The sequence below is a fragment of the Streptomyces sp. CNT372 genome (assembly GCF_000377145.1).
On record NZ_KB897776.1, the window covers coordinates 551,592 to 572,038 of the forward strand.

General features: G+C 73.3%; 16 protein-coding genes. 11 read left to right on the top strand and 5 right to left on the bottom strand.

The window, feature by feature from the left end; all coding sequences use genetic code 11:
* Window positions 1–86: 86 nt before the first annotated feature.
* Window positions 87–1,601, bottom strand: coding sequence for a ricin-type beta-trefoil lectin domain protein (locus C593_RS0102335; protein ID WP_020610206.1), 1,515 nt, complete (start codon window positions 1,599–1,601; stop codon window positions 87–89).
* 144 nt (window positions 1,602–1,745) lie between these two features.
* On the opposite strand from C593_RS0102335, the gene C593_RS0102340 reads away from it, so the two are divergent.
* The 4 genes from C593_RS0102340 to C593_RS0102355 all read left to right on the top strand — a co-directional run bounded on the left by C593_RS0102340 (window position 1,746) and on the right by C593_RS0102355 (window position 8,101).
* Window positions 1,746–3,263: a class II fumarate hydratase gene (locus C593_RS0102340; RefSeq protein WP_018845701.1), complete on the top strand. Its 1,518-nt coding sequence runs from the start codon at window positions 1,746–1,748 to the stop codon at window positions 3,261–3,263.
* Between the two features lie 90 nt (window positions 3,264–3,353).
* The gene (gene fomD / locus C593_RS0102345; protein WP_018845702.1) at window positions 3,354–4,037 is read left to right on the top strand and encodes a cytidylyl-2-hydroxypropylphosphonate hydrolase; all 684 of its coding nucleotides are present in this window, start codon (window positions 3,354–3,356) and stop codon (window positions 4,035–4,037) included.
* Window positions 4,038–4,565: 528 nt separating this feature from the next.
* Window positions 4,566–6,464 carry a SpoIIE family protein phosphatase gene (locus C593_RS0102350; RefSeq protein WP_018845703.1) on the top strand — a complete coding sequence of 633 codons (1,899 nt, stop codon included), beginning with the start codon at window positions 4,566–4,568 and terminating at the stop codon, window positions 6,462–6,464.
* A gap of 173 nt (window positions 6,465–6,637) precedes the next feature.
* Window positions 6,638–8,101 carry a catalase gene (locus C593_RS0102355; RefSeq protein ID WP_018845704.1) on the top strand — a complete coding sequence of 488 codons (1,464 nt, stop codon included), beginning with the start codon at window positions 6,638–6,640 and terminating at the stop codon, window positions 8,099–8,101.
* Between the two features lie 65 nt (window positions 8,102–8,166).
* Here C593_RS0102355 and C593_RS0102360 read toward each other — a convergent pair whose 3' ends face one another.
* The gene (locus tag C593_RS0102360; RefSeq protein WP_018845705.1) at window positions 8,167–10,404 is read right to left on the bottom strand and encodes a transglycosylase domain-containing protein; all 2,238 of its coding nucleotides are present in this window, start codon (window positions 10,402–10,404) and stop codon (window positions 8,167–8,169) included.
* Window positions 10,405–10,756: 352 nt separating this feature from the next.
* Between C593_RS0102360 and C593_RS0102365 the strand changes: the two genes are divergently transcribed.
* The 5 genes from C593_RS0102365 to C593_RS0102385 all read left to right on the top strand — a co-directional run bounded on the left by C593_RS0102365 (window position 10,757) and on the right by C593_RS0102385 (window position 15,739).
* Entirely contained in the window at window positions 10,757–11,722 is a 966-nt protein-coding gene (locus C593_RS0102365; RefSeq protein WP_018845706.1) for an SPFH domain-containing protein, read from the top strand.
* Window positions 11,719–12,009: a hypothetical protein gene (locus tag C593_RS0102370; RefSeq protein WP_018845707.1), complete on the top strand. Its 291-nt coding sequence runs from the start codon at window positions 11,719–11,721 to the stop codon at window positions 12,007–12,009. The genes C593_RS0102365 and C593_RS0102370 overlap by 4 nt, the downstream gene beginning before the upstream one ends.
* A 147-nt stretch (window positions 12,010–12,156) precedes the next feature.
* A complete protein-coding gene (locus C593_RS0102375) occupies window positions 12,157–12,681 on the top strand; it encodes a PadR family transcriptional regulator (RefSeq protein WP_018845708.1) in 525 nt (174 codons plus the stop codon).
* Complete coding sequence (locus tag C593_RS0102380) at window positions 12,678–13,364, top strand: ABC transporter ATP-binding protein (protein ID WP_018845709.1); 687 nt, start codon at window positions 12,678–12,680, stop codon at window positions 13,362–13,364. Before C593_RS0102375 ends, C593_RS0102380 begins: the two co-directional genes overlap by 4 nt.
* Entirely contained in the window at window positions 13,361–15,739 is a 2,379-nt protein-coding gene (locus C593_RS0102385; RefSeq protein ID WP_037744405.1) for an FtsX-like permease family protein, read from the top strand. The genes C593_RS0102380 and C593_RS0102385 overlap by 4 nt, the downstream gene beginning before the upstream one ends.
* A gap of 285 nt (window positions 15,740–16,024) precedes the next feature.
* On the opposite strand, the gene C593_RS0102390 is transcribed toward C593_RS0102385, so the two are convergent.
* Window positions 16,025–16,957: a LysR substrate-binding domain-containing protein gene (locus C593_RS0102390; protein ID WP_020610207.1), complete on the bottom strand. Its 933-nt coding sequence runs from the start codon at window positions 16,955–16,957 to the stop codon at window positions 16,025–16,027.
* A gap of 142 nt (window positions 16,958–17,099) precedes the next feature.
* On the opposite strand from C593_RS0102390, the gene C593_RS0102395 reads away from it, so the two are divergent.
* Both C593_RS0102395 and C593_RS0102400 read left to right on the top strand, forming a co-directional pair.
* Window positions 17,100–17,654, top strand: coding sequence for a peroxiredoxin (locus C593_RS0102395; RefSeq protein ID WP_018845712.1), 555 nt, complete (start codon window positions 17,100–17,102; stop codon window positions 17,652–17,654).
* 2 nt (window positions 17,655–17,656) lie between these two features.
* Window positions 17,657–18,190 (top strand): alkyl hydroperoxide reductase, encoded by a 534-nt coding sequence (locus C593_RS0102400; RefSeq protein ID WP_018845713.1) that lies wholly within the window; start codon window positions 17,657–17,659, stop codon window positions 18,188–18,190.
* A gap of 87 nt (window positions 18,191–18,277) precedes the next feature.
* Here C593_RS0102400 and C593_RS28635 read toward each other — a convergent pair whose 3' ends face one another.
* Window positions 18,278–19,036: a hypothetical protein gene (locus C593_RS28635; RefSeq protein ID WP_018845714.1), complete on the bottom strand. Its 759-nt coding sequence runs from the start codon at window positions 19,034–19,036 to the stop codon at window positions 18,278–18,280.
* Window positions 19,033–20,376 carry an AI-2E family transporter gene (locus C593_RS0102410; RefSeq protein ID WP_026277280.1) on the bottom strand — a complete coding sequence of 448 codons (1,344 nt, stop codon included), beginning with the start codon at window positions 20,374–20,376 and terminating at the stop codon, window positions 19,033–19,035. The genes C593_RS28635 and C593_RS0102410 overlap by 4 nt, the downstream gene beginning before the upstream one ends.
* Window positions 20,377–20,447 lie beyond the last annotated feature (71 nt).

Here is a 20,447-nt window from a genome sequence, read left to right on the forward strand (position 1 = left end):
GACCCCCGCGCCTCCAACGCCGGCGAGGCCGGCAGGTCTCCGGCGAGGCCGCGAATCCGGCCCGTCCGACGGGGGCGGACGACCGCCTACGCGAAGCGCTGCCCCGCGGACCCGTCGCACGCCCGCAGCCGCAGCGCCTCCCCCTTCACCGCCGCCGTCGCGCACAGGGACTGCGCCCCGGCCGGGCGCAGCGTGTCGCCGACCCGTACGAAGCGCTGGTTCTCGCCGCCGTGGCAGTCCCACACGATCAGGCCCGCGCCTGCGCGGTAGTCACCGCCGCGGACGTCCAGACAGCGGTCCTGGGTGAGGGCGGTGTGGACCGAGCCGCGGGACGTGTCGTGCCACCACGCCTGGTTGCGGCCGTCGTGGCAGTCCCAGCCCAGCACCGCCGTGCCGTTGCGGGTGACGGCGCCCTCCACGTCCGCGCACGGGCCGGCCGCCGACCTCAGCGGGCGGAAGGCGTCGTCCCAGGCGAACGGGAAGAGCTTCGGGCTGCCGGTGGACGCGACGTCCGCGCAGCTCGCCTCGTTCAGGCCCGAGTTCCAGAGCTGGGTGAGGCAGCTCGCGAAGGCCGCGTGCCCGCGCGCGTTCGGGTGGAAAGACTGGCGGACCGAGTTGGAGTCCGGCGGGAAGGGGTTGGAGAGGTCGATGTAGAGTCCGCGCGCCCACGCGTCCTCGTGGCAGACCTCGTGGCCGTGGAAGAGGCGGGAGTTGTCCAGGTAGACCGCGCCCGTGGTGCGGGCCGCCTGCCGGATGCCGCGTTCGAAGGCGGGGACGGCGGTGTTGCGGCCCCACACCGTGTCGGAGTCGTAGCCCATGCCGCCGCAGATCAGCTTGCCGGGGAACTTCGGGTTGTCGCGGAAGTCGGGGCCGATCGGGCTCGGGTAACTCATCAGGACGAGCTTGTAGTCGGTGTCCGCGTACCCCGCGTCGCGCATCACGGTGCGCAGGTCGCGCGCGGTCTGCTCGACCTTGGGGACGAGGCCGTCGACGCGGGCCTGCCAGCCGGGCGCGTACTTCGGCTCGCACGGGCCCTGGATCAGGATGAAGCGGGTGACGCAGTCGGTCATGACCGGGCCGAACTGGAGGTCGTCGTTGGCCCCGGCGACCAGCAGGACCATCTTGATGCGGGTGTTGCGGGCCTTGATCGCGAGATTGTCGCTCTGGACCAGTTCGTCGGCGTACTGCTTCGTGCCGCCGATGCGGATGTTGACCGAGGAGGCGCCGGAACAGGAGACGTTGTAGGTGACGTCAACGGCGATGCCGGTGCGGTGGACGGCGGCCTGCGGGGAGCGGTGGCACCAGTTGTCGGGGCCGTTGGTGCCGCTTTCGTAGGTGCCCACGCCCTCGCCCGAGATCTCGCTGTCGCCGAGCGAGATCAGGCCCGTCTTCCGCTGGGCGAGGGGACGTTCGGCGGGGCTGCCGTAGAGCGCGGTGGCCTCGGCGGCGCGGATCGCCTCCAGTTCGGGCGGCAGCGGGACGGCGGCGGTGCGGGGGCCGGTGCCGGACGCGGCGGGGGCCGGGGCGGGGGCCGCCGTCGCGGCGGACCCTCCGAGCACGGTGGCGAGGAGGACCGCGGCCGCCACCGTTCTCGAGAGCATGCGAAGTCCTGTTCCTGAACGCTTCATTGCGCCTCCGCGGGTTGTGGTTACCCGGGGTATTTACTGGCGGGTAGTGCGGTTGGGAATACGCAGAACAAGACAACTGCTCAACTTTTCGAGCGGAAGCCGGAGGAAGGACGAGCGATGAGCGGCACCGAGGCGGCGGCGGACGGCGGCAGGCACGAGACCACGAGCGGCGACACGGCCGGTGGGACGACCGGCGGGACCGGCGAAGCGGCAGGCGGGGGGACCCGGGAAGCGGCGGGCGGCGGGGCCGGGGAGGCGTTCCGCGTCGAGCAGGACTCCATGGGCGAGGTGCGGGTCCCGGCCGACGCCAAGTGGCGGGCCCAGACCCAGCGGGCGGTGGAGAACTTCCCCCTCTCCGGACAGCGGCTGGAGCGCGCCCACATCGAGGCCCTGGCGCGTGTCAAGGGCGCCGCCGCCGTGGTCAACGCGCGGCTCGGCGTGCTGGACGGGGAGGTCGGGGAGGCGATCGCGGAGGCCGCCGAGGAGGTCGCCCAGGGCCGGTGGGACGCCCACTTCCCCGTCGACGTCTTCCAGACCGGCTCCGGCACCTCCTCCAACATGAACGCCAACGAGGTGATCGCCACCCTGGCGGCCGAGCGCCTGGGCCGCGGTGTCCACCCCAACGACCACGTGAACGCCTCCCAGTCGTCCAACGACGTCTTCCCCTCCTCCATCCACATCGCCGCCACCGCCGCCGTGACCGGCGACCTCGTCCCGGCCCTGGAGCACCTGGCGGCCTCCCTGGAGCGCAAGGCGGCCGAGTTCGCGGCCGTGGTGAAGTCGGGCCGCACCCACCTGATGGACGCCACACCCGTCACCCTGGGCCAGGAGTTCGGGGGTTACGCGGCGCAGGTGCGGTACGGGATCGAGCGGCTGCGGGCGGTGCTGCCCCGGCTGGCCGAACTGCCCCTGGGGGGCACCGCGGTGGGGACCGGCATCAACACCCCGCCCGGCTTCCCGGCGGCCGTCATCGCCGAGGTCGCGCGGACCACCGGGCTGCCGCTGACCGAGGCGCGCGACCACTTCGAGGCCCAGGGCGCGCGGGACGCGCTGGTGGAGACCTCGGGGCAGCTCCGCACCATCGCGGTCTCGCTCACCAAGATCTGCAACGACCTGCGCTGGATGGCGTCCGGGCCGCGCACCGGCCTCGCCGAGATCGCCCTGCCCGACCTCCAGCCCGGGTCCTCGATCATGCCCGGCAAGGTGAACCCGGTGGTCCCGGAGGCGGTGCTGATGGTGGCCGCGCAGGTCACCGGCAACGACACCACGGTCGCGGTGGCCGGGGCCGCGGGCAACTTCGAGCTGAACGTGATGCTCCCCGTGATGGCGAAGAACCTGCTGGAGTCGGTCCGGCTGCTGGCCAACGCCTCCCGGCTGCTCGCGGACCGGACCGTGGACGGCATCACGGCGAACGCGGAACGCGCCCGCGCGTACGCGGAGTCCTCCCCCTCGGTGGTCACCCCGCTCAACAAGTACATCGGCTACGAGGAGGCCGCGAAGGTCGCCAAGCGGTCCCTCGCGGAGCAGAGGACGATCCGGGAGGTGGTGCTGGAGTCCGGCTATGTGGAGCGGGGCGCGCTGACCCTGGAGCAGCTGGACGAGGCGCTGGACGTGCTGCGCATGACCCATCCCTGACCGCGCCCGGCCCGGTCCCGGCCGGCCGCCGCGGCACGCCCCGTGACCGGGATCGCAGCGGGGCGGTGGCACTCCTCCTAAGATCTGCTCATGACAGGCACGGAACGCATCGCACGCTGGACGCCGGGAGACCACATCCTGTGGCGGTACCGCGGCCATGCCCCGGACCTGGACGGCTCCTCCGTGCACATCTGCCGGCCGGTGACGGTCGTCCAGGACACCGAGGACCTGCTCGCCGTGTGGATGGCGCCGGGCACCGAGTGCGTGAAGCCGGTGCTCGCGGACGGTACGCCCGTCCATCTGGAACCGCTCGCCACCCGCTACACCGCCCCCCGGACCCTCACCACGGACCGCTGGTTCGGCTCCGGGGTGCTCAAGCTCGCCCGGCCCGCCGACCCGTGGTCGGTGTGGCTGTTCTGGGAGTCGGACTGGCGGTTCAGGAGCTGGTACGTGAACTTGGAGGAGCCGCGCACCCGTTGGGCCGGCGGGGTGGACTCCGCGGACCACTTCCTCGACATCTCCGTCTACCCGGACCGGACCTGGCTCTGGCGGGACGAGGACGAGTTCGCCCAGGCGCAGGCGGTCGGGCTGATGGACGCGGCCACGGCGGAGCGGGTGCGGGAGGCCGGGCGGGCGGCGGTGGCGGCGATCCGGGCCTGGGAGGCGCCGTTCTCCTCCGGCTGGGAGCACTGGCGGCCGGACCCGTCGTGGACGGTGCCGCGGCTGCCCTCGGACTGGGCGGCGGGCGTCCCGGAGCGCCGGCTGGCGTCGTAGGGGCCCGGCCCGGCGCGGACCACGGGCGGGCCGTGGCGGGCCGGGCGCAGCCGGGTACCGCGGGGGTCCGGCGGGCGGACGTGGCGCGCGCCGGGGTTGACGCGGACCGGATCTGGCCGAAAATTTGCGTTTCGCACCTCGCGGTGCCCGATCTCTCCGGTCCTGCCGCCTCCGCCGCTGCCGCTCTCTGTCCGGTTCCGGTCAGGGAACGCGCTCCGGCGCGTACGACCTCGTGAGACTCTTGATGCGCCCCCTGGGGGCAAACGTAGGATCGTCCTCCGCGGTGCCGCATGTCACGAGGGAGAGTGCGCAGGACAGGCCGCACGTCAGTACCAGTCACCGAAGTCAGCACGCGTCGCACAGAGGGGGTCGAACCGTGCCGGACGTCCGCCGTCCCGCCGGGGCCGGTCCCCGGACGGGTACCCCGCCCTTCGCGGCAGACCCGCGCAGCGGTGTCCGCCGCACCGGCACCGGACACCCTCCAGCGATCACCGCGTACCACCGGCACGGACGGACGGAACCCCAGGCGTGACGGAGCATCCCACCGCCCATGAAGGCCGGCAGCCCCTGGCTGCCCGGTCGCAGGAACGCACCCGGCCGCGGGCGCAGGCCGCCGGGTCCGTGCCCGCCGGTCCGGCGCCGGCCCCCGGGCCCGTGCCCCAGCCGCACACCGTCCAGGCCCCGGCGCAGGACCTCGCCGGGATCGCCCGGCGGGAGGGCGACCGGCTGCGCTTCGTGGGCGCGGCGACCCGGCGGATCGCGCGCGGGATCGACCTGGACGAGATCGTCCTCGGGCTCTGCCGGGCCACCGTCCCCACCTTCGCCGACGCGATCCTGGTCTATCTGCGGGACCCGCTGCCGGTCGGCGACGAGCGTCCCGTCTCCCCGTTCGTGCTGCGGCTGCGGCGCAGCGACCGCCTCCGTTCCGCCGAGGAGGGCGGCGCCGAGGCCGCCGGCTCCGGTCCCGGCGCGCTGATCCCGGTACTGGAGCCCGGCACCGACCTGGCCCCGGCCGCCGAGCTGTGCGAGGTCCGCTCCGGCGGCGCGCTCTCCGAGGTGCTGCGCGGGGTGCGCCCGGTCTTCGGCGACTCCGCCGCCGCCCGCGCCGCACTGCCCGAGCTGCTCGGCGACGGGCGCAGCGTGCCCAGCGGCCACCGGGCGATACTCGCCCCGCTGCGCGGCCGCCGCCGGGTGATCGGCGCCGCCGTCTTCCTGCGCCGCCCGGACCGGCCCGCCTTCGAGCCCAACGACCTCCTGGTCGCGGCCCAGCTCGCCACCCACACCGCCCTGGGCATCGACAAGGCCGTCCTCTACGGCCGTGAGGCGTACATCGCGGACGAGCTCCAGCGGACCATGCTCCCGGACTCGCTCCCGCAGCCCACCGGCGTCCGCCTCGCCTCGCGCTACCTCCCTGCCGCCGAGACCGCCCGGGTCGGCGGGGACTGGTACGACGCCATCCCGCTGCCCGGCAGCCGGGTCGCGCTGGTGGTCGGCGACGTCATGGGCCACTCCATGACCTCGGCCGCGATCATGGGTCAGCTCCGCACCACCGCGCAGACCCTCGCCGGCCTCGACCTGCCGCCGCAGGAGGTCCTGCACCACCTGGACGAGCAGGCCCAGCGCCTGGGCACCGACCGCATGGCCACCTGCCTGTACGCGGTCTACGACCCGGTCTCGCACCGCATCACCATCGCCAACGCGGGCCATCCCCCGCCCATCCTGCTGCACCTGGGCGGCCGCGCCGAGGTGCTGCGGGTGCCGCCCGGCGCGCCCATCGGCGTCGGCGGCGTGGACTTCGAGGCCGTCGAGCTGGACGCCCCGGCGGGCGCGACCCTCCTCCTCTATACGGACGGTCTGGTGGAATCCCGGCTGCGGGACGTCTGGACCGGGATCGAGCAGCTGCGGGAACGCCTGGCCGCGACCGCCCAGCTCACCGGCCCGGACCACTCGCCGCCGCTGGAGGCCCTCTGCGACGACGTCCTGGACATGCTGGGCCCCGGCGACCGGGACGACGACATCGCCCTGCTCGCGGCCCGTTTCGACGGGATCGCGCCGAGTGACGTCGCCTACTGGTTCCTGGAGCCGGAGGACGCGGCCCCCGGCCGCGCCCGCCGCCTCGCCCGCCGGGCGCTGGAGCGCTGGGGCCTGGCGGACCTGTCGGACTCGGTGGAACTGCTGGTCAGCGAGGTCGTGACCAATGCCGTGCGGTACGCGGAGCGGCCGGTGATGCTGCGGCTGCTGCGGACCGATGTGCTGCGCTGCGAGGTCGGCGACGACTCCCCGCAGCTGCCCCGGCAGCGCCGTGCCCGGGACACCGACGAGGGCGGCCGCGGCCTGTTCCTGGTGAACCGGCTGGCCCGCCGCTGGGGCGCGACCCGGCTCTCCACGGGCAAGGTCGTCTGGTTCGAGCTGCCCACCCGGGGCTGACCCCCCGGGGCGGACCCGGAGCTGCACCCCCCTGAGCCGGTCCGTCGGACGACCCCGCTCGGATGCGGTACAGGTCCGGATTCCATCCACATGTTGCCGGAGGGGTGTCGTAGGAGTTCACTGGGGCACACGGCCGAAGCGACCACAAACCCCAGATCGACGGGAGGACGCTCGTGTCCGAGTCACCCCCCAGGGCACCCTTCACCACCAACAACTCCGGCATCCCGGTCGAGAGCGACGAGCATTCCCTGACCGTGGGACCGGACGGCCCGATCCTGCTCCAGGACCACTACCTGATCGAGAAGATGGCCCAGTTCAACCGTGAACGGGTCCCCGAGCGGGTGGTGCACGCCAAGGGCTCGGGCGCCTACGGCTTCTTCGAGGTCACCAACGACGTCAGTCAGTTCACCAAGGCCGGCCTCTTCCAGCCCGGCCGCCGTACCGACATGCTGGCCCGCTTCTCCACGGTCGCGGGCGAGCAGGGCTCCCCCGACACCTGGCGGGACCCCCGGGGCTTCGCGCTGAAGTTCTACACCGAGCAGGGCAACTACGACCTGGTCGGCAACAACACCCCGGTCTTCTTCGTGCGCGACACGATCAAGTTCCAGGACTTCATCCGGTCCCAGAAGCGCCACCCGGTCACCGGGCTGCGCGACCACGACATGCAGTGGGACTTCTGGACCCTCTCCCCCGAGTCCGCCCACCAGGTCACCTGGCTGATGGGCGACCGGGGCATCCCGAAGACCTACCGGCACATGAACGGCTACAGCTCGCACACCTACATGTGGATCAACGAGGGCGGCGAGCGGTTCTGGGTGAAGTACCACTTCAAGACCGACCAGGGCATCGACTTCCTCACCCAGGAGGAGGCGGACGAGGCCGCGGGCTCGGACCCCGACCTGCACCGCCGCGACCTGTTCGAGGCGATCGAGTCCGGAGACGCGCCCTCCTGGACCCTGAAGGTCCAGATCATGCCGTTCGACGACGCACCGGACTACCGTTTCAACCCGTTCGACCTGACGAAGGTGTGGCCGCACGGCGACTACCCGCTGATCGACGTCGGCCGGATGGTCCTCGACACCAACCCCGAGGACTACTTCATCCACATCGAGCAGGCCGCCTTCGAACCGTCGAACATGGTCCCGGGCATCGGCCCGTCGCCGGACAAGATGCTGCTGGGCCGGCTGTTCTCGTACCCCGACACCCACCGGTACCGGATCGGCCCGAACTACGCGCAGCTGCCGCCCAACCGGCCGCGTTCGGCCGTCAACTCGTACGCGAAGGACGGCCCGATGCGCTACGAGCCCTCCTACGCCTCCCGGCCGTACGCGCCGAACTCCTACGGCGGCCCGGCGGCCGACGTGGAGCGCTTCGGCGACCCGGCGGGCTGGGCCACGGCGGGCGAGATGGTGCGCGAGGCGACGAAGAAGCACCGTGACGACGACGACTTCGGGCAGGCGGGCACGATGGTGCGCGAGGTCCTCGACGACGCCCAGCGCGAGCGGCTCGCCTCCAACATCAGCGGCCATCTCCTGGACGGGGTGAGCCGGCCGGTGCTGGAACGGGCGCTGCAGTACTGGCGGAACGTGGACAAGAACCTCGGCGACACGGTCGCCAAGAAGGTCAACGGCGGCTGACGCCGACGCCACCACCCGCGACGAAGGGGCGCCCCCGCGGGGGCGCCCCTTCCCGTGTGCCGTGCTCACTCCTCCCGGAGGAACCCGCTCTGCGGGCGGACCGGGTCGGTTTCGTCGTCCGGTTCCACCGGCGGGGAGAAGGTGCCTCCGCCGGACGGGGACGGGAGCGGCGGCCTGCTGGTCGGATCGCTCGGCGTCGGGTCCGGGGACTCGGACTCGGACCTGGAGGGCGAGGGGTCGGGCGACTCGGACTCCGACTCGCTCTCGCTCGGCGTCGGCTCCGGGGACCGCGACTGGGACCTGGAGGGCGAGGGGTCGGGCTCGGGGCTCGCGGGCTCGGCCACCTCCAGGTCGAAGCGGGCGTCGGAGCCGCCGTTCAGCGCGTCGGTCGTGTAGGCGGCCCAGATCCGGGCCGGGAAGCCGCCGCCGTTGGCACGGCCGGAGTTGGCCGTGCCGGTGAGGCTGACCTGACCGGTACCGTCCGCCTTCTCGCCGAAGAGGGCGACCACCGTGGTCAGCTCGGGGGTGTAGCCGGCGTACCAGGCCGAACGGTTCTGCTCGGAGGTGCCGGTCTTGCCCGCCGCCTGGTAGGGGCCGGCGGCCGCGACGCCGGAGCCGTTGCGCACCACACCGGTGAGACCGGAGGTCACCGTGTCCGCGGTCTCCCGGCTGACGGCCTGGCCGCCGACCGGGTCCGCCAGCTCGACGGTGCGGTCCTTGTGCTCGGCCTTGGCCACCACGGCGGGCGTGATCTTCTTGCCGTGGTTGTCGAGGGTCGCGTACACCCCCGCCATGTCCATGGTGGAGGCGCCCATCACACCGAGGGAGATCGCCGGGCGCTCGGGGAAGTTGACGTCCGGGACGCCCAGTTCCAGGGCGGTCGCCTTCACCTTGCCGAGACCGACGTCCACCGCCATCTGCGCGAAGGCGGAGTTGATGGACCGGTTGAGGGAGGTCTGGACGCTGACCGGGCCGTAGCTGCGGCCGAGGTCGTTCTGCGGGGCGAAGGGGGTGTCGCTGCCGACGACGGGACGGCGGCTTGTGCCGTCGTAGACGGTGTTCAGGCCGATCGGCGAGCCCTTCTGGGTGGTGGACCCGTTCTCCAGGGCGGAGGCGAACACCACGGGCTTGAAGGTGGAGGCGGGCTGGTAGTCGCGGCGGGTCGCGTTGCTGATGTAGTGCTTCACATAGTCCGTGCCGCCGTAGAGTGCGACGACCTTGCCGGTCTTCGGGTCGACCGAGGTGGCGCCGGCCTGGACGGTGGCGTCGACCTTGCTGCCCTCGCGGTCGAGCTCGTCCTCCAGCTTCTCCTGGACGGCGTTCTCCAGGGCCTTCTGGCGCTTCTTGTCGATGTTGAGAGTGATCGTCCAGCCGCCGGCGTCGAGGTCCGCCTCGGTGAGGCCCTGGCGGGCCAGCTCCTTCTTCGCGGCGTCGACCAGATAGCCGGTCTGGCCCTGCATACCGGGCGCGGGGCGGGGCTCCTCGGGCACCGGGAAGGACATCCCGGCCCGCTTGCCCGCGTCCAGCCAGTCCTCCTCGACCATGTTGTCGAGGACGTAGTTCCAGCGCTCCTTCACCAGCGCCTTGCCGTCCTTGGAGGCCACGGCCCAGTCGTACTGGCTCGGGGCCTGGAGGAGGGCGGCGAGGTACGCGCCCTGCTCGACGGTCAGCTTCTCGGCGTCCACGCGGTAGTACGCCTGGGCGGCGGCCTGGATGCCGTAGGCGCCGCGGCCGTAGTAGCTGGTGTTCATGTACCCGGCGAGGATCTCGGACTTGCTCTTCTTCTGGTCGACCTTGAGGGAGATCACCAGTTCCTTGAGCTTGCGGGTGACCGTCTGGTCCTGGTCCAGGTAGTAGTTCTTGACGTACTGCTGGGTGATGGTCGAGCCACCCTGCTTCCCCTGGCCGCTGAGGGTGTTCTTCAGCCCGCGCAGGGTGCCCTTGATGTCGACGCCGGAGTCCTGGAAGAAGGTCTTGTTCTCGGCGGCGACGAAGGAGTACTGGACGTCCTTGGGGATCTCGTCGAGCCCGACGATCTCACGGTTGACCTCACCGGTGCGGCCGAGGATCGAGCCGTCGCTGTACTTGTAGACGTTGCTCTGCATCTCGGCCTCGGCGTTGGCCTTGGGGACCGGCACCAGCAGGTAGACGACGAAGAACGCGCCCATCGCCAGCAGGCAGAGCCCGAAGAAGGTGCCCAGCATCTTCCGCCAGGTGAAGAAGCGGCGTATGCCGCCGCGTCCGTCCCGCCCCGCCCGGCGCGCATCGCGCTGCCGAGCCTGCCGCTCTTCCGCTCGGCCCATCGTGTCGCCGCTCCGCTCTTCCGTGTCGCCGGTCGTGTCCGTGGTCGTGCCCGTGGTCGTCTTCGCGGTCGGTCCCGCCGGGTCGTCTTCGCGGTCGGTCCCGCCGGGTCGTCTCCGCGGTCGGTCCCGCCGGGGCGCCGGGCCCCGAATCAGCTCAGAAAGGTAACACCGGTAGTGCAGACAAAGGGGATTCGATCCGCCCTTTTCCGGACGTGAGAATCAGCACCCCCTCCCATGGAACCGACTCACCAGGGGTGCGCAGGGTTGCCGCGTGGGCTAAAGTGATATCACTTTGCTAGGCAGTGGGCCGGCCGCCCGGGGCGTCCGGACGATCACGAACGGGGAGTGGGACATGAGCACGAGCGACCAGGTGGCAAGGCCGCACACGACCGCGACACAGGCGGCACCCGCCGACGCCCCGCAGATGCCGGCGCCCCGGGTGCGGGAGTTCGCGGCGCACAGCATCGGGGGCGGGCTCGCCCTGCTGCTCGGCCTGCTGGGGCTGGCGGCAGGGGCCGGGATGCTGGTGAGCGCCGGCCCGGTGGAGTCCGCGGGCGGCACGGCGGCGCTGATCACCGGCGGGATCCTGGTGGCGGTCCTCGCCTTCCTCGCGATGTGCGGGCTGAACATGGTAGCGCCCGGCGAGGCCCGCGTCGTCCAGCTCTTCGGCCGCTACCGGGGCACCATCCGCACCGACGGACTGCGCTGGGTCAACCCGCTCACCTCCCGCACCAGGATCTCCACCCGGGTGCGCAACCACGAGACCGCCGTCCTCAAGGTCAACGACGCCTACGGCAACCCGATCGAGCTGGCGGCCGTGGTGGTGTGGAAGGTCGAGGACACCGCCCAGGCCATGTTCGAGGTCGACGACTTCCTGGAGTTCGTCTCCACCCAGACCGAGGCAGCCGTGCGGCACATCGCGATCGAGTACCCGTACGACGCCCACGACGAGGACGGCCTCTCGCTGCGCGGCAACGCCGAGGAGATCACCGAGAAGCTCGCCGTCGAGCTGCGCGCCCGGGTCGAGGCGGCCGGTGTCCACATCATCGAGTCCCGCTTCACGCACCTCGCCTACGCGCCGGAGATCGCCGCGGCGATGCTCCAGCGCCAGCAGGCGGGCGCGGTCGTCGCCGCGCGCCGGCAGATCGTGGACGGCGCGGTCGGCATGGTGGAGGTGGCGCTCGCCCGGCTCACCGAGCACGACATCGTGGACCTCGACCCGGAGCGCAAGGCCGCGATGGTCTCCAACCTGCTGGTCGTCCTCTGCGGCGACCGCGCGGCCCAGCCGGTCGTCAACGCGGGCACGCTGTACCAGTGAACCCGCCGCCCCCTCCCCCGCCCGCCGGGGAGCGCAAGCAGGTACTGCTCCGCCTCGATCCGGCGGTGTACGAGGCCCTGGCCCGCTGGGCCGGCGACGAGCTGCGGAGCGCCAACGCCCAGATCGAGTTCCTGCTGCGCCGGGCGCTCGCCGAGGCCGGGCGGCTGCCGGGGGGCGTCTCCCCGCAGCCGCGGCGCGGACGGCCGCCGCGCACTCCGCCGCCGGGTCCGGGGGGCCCGGCGGGCACGGGCGACCCGGCGGGCACGGGGGACCCGGCGGCGGGATAGCGCGGTGGCGGGCCGGGTCCCGCCCAGGCCCCGGACACCGGGGCTGCCGCTTCGGCCGCGAGGCCCCGACCCCCCGGGTCCCCCGCTGCACCGAAACGGGGGACCCGCTATACACCGCGCGTATACACCCCGTGTACGGTGACCGCCATGTCCATCGGCCACACCCTTCTCGCCCTGCTCGAAGCCGGCCCCCGCCACGGCTACGACCTCAAGCGCGCCTTCGACGAACGCTTCGGGCAGGACCGCCCCCTGCACTACGGCCAGGTCTACGCGACCATGTCCCGCCTCCTGAAGCACGGCCTCGTCGAGGTCGACGGCACAGAGGCGGGCGGCGGCCCCGAACGCAAGCGGTACGCGATCACCGACGCCGGGATCACCGATGTGTCCCGCTGGCTCGCCGAGCCCGAGAAGCCCGAGCCGTACCTCCAGTCCACGCTCTACACCAAGGTCGTCCTTGCGCTGCTCACCGGCCGCGGCGCGGCCGAACTCCTCGACACCCAGCGCGCGGAGCACCTGCGGCTGATGCGCGCGCTCACCGACCGCAAGCGCCGGGGCGACCTCGCCGACCAGCTCATCTGCGACCACGCGCTCTTCCACCTGGAGGCGGACCTGCGCTGGCTGGAGCTGACCGCCGCGCGCCTGGACCAGCTCGCCGCGCAGGTGCGCGCGTGATCCCCGACGGCTCCCTGCTCGCCGCCGAGGACCTGCGCAAGTCCTTCGGCCCGACCACCGCCCTGGACGGGGTCTCGTTCTCCGTCCACCCGGGCGAGGTGGTGGCCGTGATGGGCCCCTCCGGCTCCGGCAAGTCGACCCTGCTGCACTGCCTCGCCGGGATCGTGACCCCCGACGCGGGCTCCGTCCGCTACGACGGACGCGATCTCGCCGCGCTCGGCGACGACGGCCGCAGCGCGCTGCGGCGCGCCGAGTTCGGCTTCGTCTTCCAGTTCGGCCGGCTGGTCCCGGAGCTGACCTGCGTGGAGAACGTGGCCCTGCCGCTACGGCTCGGCGGGGCACGGCGCAAGGACGCGGAGCGGACGGCCACCGAGTGGCTGGAGCGGCTGGAGACCGCCGACCTGGCCCGCAAGCGGCCGGGGGAGATCTCGGGCGGCCAGGGCCAGCGGGTCGCGGTCGCCCGGTCCCTGGTCACCTCGCCGCGGGTGCTCTTCGCCGACGAGCCGACCGGCGCGCTGGACTCGCTCACCGGCGAACGCGTGATGGAGCTGCTCACCGGGGCGGCGCGCGAGCGGAACACCGCGGTCGTCCTCGTCACCCACGAGGCACGGGTCGCGGCCTGGTCCGACCGCGAGGTCGTCATCCGCGACGGCCGCTCCCGCGACCCGGAGTTCGCCCGATGAGACGGTTGCTCCACGAACTCGCGCTCGGCGCCCGGTTCGCCCTCGGCGGCGGACGCGAAGGGCTGACGCGGACCGCGCTGACCGCGCTCGGCACCGGCCTGGGCGTCGCCCTGCTGCTCCTCGCGGCCTCCGTGCCGCAGATCATGGCGGCACGCGAGGCCCGGGAGGCGGCGCGGACGGCCTCCGACCGGTACAGCGCGGAGCCCGTGCAGCGCTCGGACCGGACCGTGGTGCATCTGGAGGCCCGCACCGAGTACCGGGGCGAACCCGTCGCCGGGGAGCTGCTGCGCGCCGACGGCACCCGGCCCGTGCTGCCGCCCGGGCTGGAACGGATGCCCGCAGCGGGCGAGATGTTCGTCTCCCCCGCGCTCGGCGAGCTGCTCCGCTCCCCCGGCGGCGCGCTGCTGAAGGAACGTCTCGGCGCCCGGACGGCGGGCACGATCGGTGACAAGGGCCTGCACGATCCGCACGATCTGCGCTACTACGCGGGCAGCGACGCCCTGACCACCGCCAACGGCGGCACCCGCACGGCCGGTTACGGCACCGGCCGGCCGCACGATCCGGTGGACGCCCCGCTGGTCGTGCTGATGGTGCTGATCTGCGTGGTGCTGCTGGTCCCGGTGGCCGTCTTCCTCGCGACCGCGGCGCGCTTCGGCGGCGAGCGCCGCGACCAGCGTCTCGCCGCACTGCGGCTGACCGGCGCGGACGTCCGCGCCACCCGCCGGATCGCGGCCGGTGAGGCGCTGATCGGCTCGCTGCTCGGACTGGCCGTGGGGGCCGGGGTGTTCGCGGCGAGCCGGCGGTTCGCCGGTTCGGTGCGGCTGTGGGATCTGAGCGCCTTTCCGCACGACGTGGTCCCGGCGCCGTGGCTCGCGGCCCTGGTGCTGGTCGCCGTGCCGCTCTGCGCGGTGGTGACGACCCTGGTCGCGATGCGTTCGGTGACCGCCGGACCGCTGGGCGTCGTACGGGGGTCGGCACCGGTGCGGCGGAGGCTGTGGTGGCGCCTGGCGATACCGCTTGCGGGCCTCGGGGTGCTGCTGGCGATCGGCAGGGTGACGCCCGGCGGGGCCGTGGACACCTTCCCCATCGCGGCGGGCGCGATCCTGGTGCTGCTGGGGCTGTCCACGCTGCTGCCCTGGCTGGTCGACGCGGTGGTCCGGCGGCTCGGCGGCGCCGGACCGCTGCCGTGGCAGCTCGCCGTGCGGCGGCTCCAGCTCAGCGGCGGGACGGCGGCCCGGGCGGTGAGCGGCATCACGGTCGCGGTCGCCGGGGCGATCGCGCTCCAGATGCTCTTCGCGGGCATGCACGCGGAGTTCGCCCGTGCGATCTCCCACTCGGCCTGGGCCGGGCGGATGACCGTCCAGGCCGAGTACGCGGCTCCGGGCCTCGCCTCCGAGGCGGAGAAGGCGTTCCGCGCCACGCCGGGGGTCCGGGAGGCCACCGCGGTGATCGAGGCGAGCGCCGTCGGCACCGGCCCCGTCACCGGGGACGGGACCCGGTCGATGACCTCCCTCGTGGTGGCCTCCTGCCCGACCCTGCGACGCCTCGCGGAGGTCTCCCACTGCTCGGACGGCGACGCCTTCGTGGTCCACAAGCGGGGCGACGCCGAGCTGAACCGGTGGACCGACCGGACCGCCCGCAAGGGGCAGGCGGTCGATCTGAGCGACCCGTTCGAGCGGGAGGGGAAGCGCGAGCCGCTGCTGTGGACGCTGCCCGCGGACAGCCCGACCGTCCCGGCCCGGCCGGACGCGGGCGGCGAGGAACTCTTCGGCATCTTCGTGACGCATGGCGCTCTCACGGGGGCGACCGCGCGGGGCGCCGCGGGCCCGGTGGATCCGGCCGCGCTGCCGGACGCGCGGACGATCACACAGGTGCACCTCGACGCCGGGGTCCCGGACGCGGCCGAGCACGTCCGCAACACGGCGGCCCGGCTGAGCCCCCTGCTCGCCGTGCACGAGGCCGCCGACGCCGACCGGGACCAGCGGTACGCGAGCGTGCAGCGGGGTCTGCCGGCCGGCGCCTGCGGGACGCTGGCGCTGATCGCCGCGTCCCTGGTGGTGGCGCAGACCGAGCAGTTGCGGGAGCGGCGGCGGCTGCTGTCGGTCCTGGTCGCCTTCGGGACGCGCCGCGCCACGCTGGCCTGGTCGGTGCTGTGGCAGACCGCCCTGCCCGTCGCCCTGGGCATGGCGGTGGCGACCGCGGGCGGGCTGGCCCTGGGCGCGGTGATGCTGCGGATGACCGGCAAGACGGTGACCGACTGGTGGGTCTTCGCGCCGCTGGCGGGGGCGGGCGCGGGCGTGGTCGCGGGGGTGACGCTGCTGACACTGCCGGCCCTGTGGCGGCTGATGCGGGCGGACGGGCTGCGGACGGAGTGACGCCGGGGGACTCCGCGGCCCGGGCCCGGGCCCGGCGAGAGGGTCCCGTGTGCCCGTCGCGCAGGCCCGCGAATCCGGCGCGCCGCGGAGGAGTCAGGCGGACGGACGGGCCGGGACGGAGTGAGCCCGGGGGCCCCGCGGCCCGGGGCCGGGCCCGGCAAGAGGGCCCCGTGGGCTCGCCGCGCAGGCCCGCGGCTCCGGCGCGGCTCGGGCGGACGGCGGGGCCCGGCGGCTCCGGCGCGCCGCGGACGGCGGGCCCCGGGGCGGGGCCGGGGCCCGGCCCCGTCAGTCCGCCACCCGTACCGGCAGCTCCCGCATCGCCTCCCGCAGGGCCCCCGCGAACTCGGCGAACTCCCCTGCCCGGGCCGTGCCCGCCCGCATCGCCAGGGCGATCCGCCGGCACGGAGCGGGCGCGGCGAAGTGCGCGGTGCCCAGCCCGCCCCGGCCCGCCTCCACCTCGACCGCGGTGCGCGGCAGCAGGGTCACGCCCATACCCCCGGCCACGAGCTGGACCAGGGTGGCGAGCCCGGCCGCGGTCGTGGTGACCGGCGCCCCGGCCTCGCGGCCGGCCTCCCGGCAGATGTCGAGCGCCTGGTCGCGCAGGCAGTGGCCCTCGTCGAGGAGGAGCAGCGGCAGCCGGCGCAGGGCCTCGCGCGGCAGGTCGTCCCGGCCGCCCAGCTCGTGGCCCTCGGGGGTGACCAGCACGAAGTCCTCGTCGAAGAGCGGGAGTTCGGTCACCCCCGGCACCCCGAGCGGCACCGCGAGCAGCAGCAGGTCCAGCCGCCCGGCGGTGAGCCCATCGAGCAACGAGGAGGTCTGCTCCTCGTGGACCTGGAGGTCCAGCTGCGGGTAGCGCCGGTGGACCAGGCGCAGCACGGTCGGCAGCAGATAGGGCGCGACCGTGGGGATCACCCCGAGGCGCAGCACGCCGGTGAACGGTGCGCGCACCGCCTCGGCCTCCTCCAGCAGCAGCCCGACCGCGTCCAGGACGGCCTTGGCGCGCACCGCGAGGCGCTCACCGGCGGGCGACAGCAGCACCCTGCGCGTCGTACGCTCCAGCAGCTGGACACCGAGTGCCTCCTCCAGCGCGGAGACGGCGCCGGACAGGGCGGGCTGGCTCATCCCGATCGCTGCCGCCGCGTCCCGGAAGTGCAGATGCTCCGCCACGGCCGCGAAGGCGCGCAGCTGGGCGATGCTCGGCTGTTTGCCCCGGTTCATCTGTGCCACTGATAAGTACCTCCGATCGCGATGACCGAGTCTAGCTATTTCCGCGATCAATGCACCCTGTGCCACTATCAAGATCCGTCCAACCCCCATGGAAGACCCCAAAAGGGAACCTTCCGGTATGCAAGGAGAGCGCGTGCTCACTGTCGGTGACCAGTTCCCCACGTTCGAGCTGACCGCCTGCGTCTCGCTGGAGAGCGGCAAGGAGTTCGAGACCATCGACCACAAGTCCTACGAGGGCAAGTGGAAGGTCGTCTTCGCGTGGCCCAAGGACTTCACCTTCGTCTGCCCGACCGAGATCGCCGCCTTCGGCAAGCTGAACGACGAGTTCGCCGACCGCGACGCCCAGATCCTCGGCTTCTCCGGTGACTCCGAGTTCGTCCACCACGCCTGGCGCAAGGACCACGCCGACCTGCGTGACCTGCCCTTCCCGATGATGGCCGACTCCAAGCACGAGCTCATGCGGGACCTGGGCATCGAGGGCGAGGACGGCTTCGCGCAGCGTGCCGTCTTCATCGTGGACCCGAACAACGAGATCCAGTTCACCATGGTGACCGCCGGTTCCGTGGGCCGTAACCCCAAGGAGGTCCTGCGGGTCCTCGACGCCCTGCAGACCGACGAGCTGTGCCCCTGCAACTGGACCAAGGGCGAGACCACCCTGGACCCGGTCGCCCTCCTGGCCGGTGAGTGAGCATGGCCCTCGACGAGCTGAAGTCCGCCGTCCCGGACTACGCCAAGGACCTGCGCCTCAACCTGGGCTCGGTCATAGGCAACAGCGACCTGCCCGAGCAGCAGCTCTGGGGCACCGTCCTGGCCTGCGCCATCGCCTCCCGCTCCCCGCGGGTGCTGCGTGAGCTGGAGCCGGAGGCCAAGGCCCGGCTGTCGCCCGAGGCGTACACGGCCGCCAAGTCGGCCGCCGCGGTCATGGCGATGAACAACGTCTTCTACCGGACCCGGCACCTGCTGTCGGACCCCGAGTACGGGACGCTGCGCGCCGGTCTGCGGATGAACGTCATCGGCAACCCGGGTGTGGAGAAGGTCGACTTCGAGCTGTGGTCGCTCGCCGTCTCCGCGATCAACGGCTGCGGCCAGTGCCTGGACTCGCACGAGCAGGTGCTGCGCAAGGCCGGTGTGGACCGCGAGACGATCCAGGAGGCGTTCAAGATCGCCGCCGTGATCCAGGCCGTGGGCACCACCCTGGACGCCGAGGCCGTGCTGGCCGAGTAGTCCTCCCCGCACGACGAAGAGCCCCCGCGGGCCGGAACATCCGGCCCGCGGGGGCTCTTCGCATCGGCGGCTCTTCGCGTCGGCGGTTCAGCCCTTGAGGCGGGCCAGCAGCGCCCTGGCGTCCTCGATCAGCAGGGCCTCCACGTCGGCCGTGTCGACGGTCTGGTCACTGCCGATGGCGCCCTCGTAGGTGAAGACCACCAGGCTGAACGTCGCCTGGCCGTCGAGGACGTCCAGCTTCACGCTCGTGGAGTCCCGGGTCACCAGGGCGCGTTCGCCGAGGCCGTCGACCGTACGGGGCTCCTCCCCCGACTCCAGGAGGTACCGGGCCCCCACATGGATCCGGCCCTCGAAGTCCACCCCGGGGTCGGCCTTGCGGTGCAGCGTGTAGGTGATCATCAGCTCCGGGTTCGACCAGTACTCGTTGCCCTCGTCGTCGACCTCGGGCTCGGCGCCCTCCGGCTTCAACGACAGCTGGCAGGTCGCCTCGGCGAGGTCGGGGTGCCGGCGGACCTCGGCCGGGGTCACCTCCTCCGGCCTGCCCAGCACGCCCTTGATCGAGGCGAAGTCCCCCTCCTCGCAGATCTCCGCCGTGTCGCGGTACCCGCCCAGGTCCGGCTTCTGCTGGCCGTACGCGTACAGCCCGCCCGCCCAGACGGCCGACGCGGCCAGCGCGCCGCCCACCGCCCACAGCCAGGCGCGGCGCCGGCCGCCGGGGCCGCCGCCCGGGACGGGGTCCTCGCCCGAGACCGTGTCGGGGCCCTGACCGGCGCCCGGCTGCCCGGGAACGGTCCGGCCGGGGCCCTCGAAGCCGTGGTCACCCACCAGTTCGGGCTCGGAGATCACCGCTGTCCCTCCTCGGTTCCGGAGCGGGGCGCCGAGGGCTGGGCCGAGGGCGCGGGGGTCGGCGCGGTGGCCAGGGCCGTCGCGCCGTGCGGCGGCGGTGAGGCGCGCAGCGCCTGCTCCTGGCTGTACGCGCGCAGATAGCCGACGACGGTGTTGGTGACGGCCACCAGGGGCACCGCGACCACCGCGCCGCCGATGCCCGCGGTCAGCCCGCCCGCCGCGACGGCGAGGACGACCGCGAGGGGATGCACGCGCACCGCCCGGCCGAGGATGAACGGCTGGAGGACGTGCCCCTCGATCTGCTGCACCGCGAGCACGACGACCAGCACCATCAGCGCGGTGAACACGCCCTGGGTCACCAGCCCGACGACCACCGCGAGGGCACCCGAGATCACGGCGCCGACGAGCGGGATGAACGCGAAGAGGAAGATGAACACGGCCAGCGGCACGGCCATGGGCACGTCCAGGAACCAGATCCCGAGCCCGATGAACACCGCGTCGATCAGGGCGACCAGCACCGTGCCCCGCACATAGGCGGTCAGGGTCCGCCAGGCCCGCGGCCCGGCCCCGGCGACACCCGCCCGCGCCTGGGCGGGCACCAGCTTGAGGCTCCACTCCCAGATCCGCCGCCCGTCGTGGAGCAGGAAGAGGGTGGAGAACATCGCCAGCAGCATGCCGGTGAGGACCTCGACCATGACGGTCACGCCCTGGAGGCCGGCCGAGGTGATCTCCTCGGTGTTGGTGCCGATGGTGTCGCTCAGGTTCTGGGCGATGTCGTTGATCTGGCTCTCGGTCACATGGAACGGGCTGACCAGCAGCCAGCGCTTGAGCTCGTCGATGCCGTCCCGGACCCGGGCGGAGAGGGTGTCCAGGTTCTCCATGACCTGCCACACCACGAACCAGCCGACCAGGCCCATGATGACGAAGCCGAGGACGGCGGTGACCGCGGTCGCCAGCCCGCGCGGCAGCCCGGCCCGCTTGAGGCGGGCGACCGTGGGCTGGAGCAGGGCGGTGACGAGGAGCGCCGCGACGAAGGCCAGGACGACCAGTTGGACGGCGCTGATGACCCGCATCAGGACCCAGAGGGTGCCGGCGAGGACCAGCAGACGCCAGCCGGCCTCGGCCGCCACGCGCATGCCCCACGGGATGGCCGCGACCGGGTCGGGCCGGGCGGCGACATCGGGGGCGTAGGACGGCGGCGCGGGGACCAGTTCCTCGGACGGCGGGGCGTCCGGCAGGTCGTCGTCCGCCACGGCTTCCTTGCGGCGCTGTTCCAGCCGCGCCCCCGCCCGGGTGAGCCCGGAGCCCACGCGCCCCAGCCACCCTGGAACCTTCGACATCATGCTCCCTCGTGTGCCCCCGCTCTCCCCCCGCACCCGGAGGGGGCGCGGAGGTGCTCCCGCCCGGGACG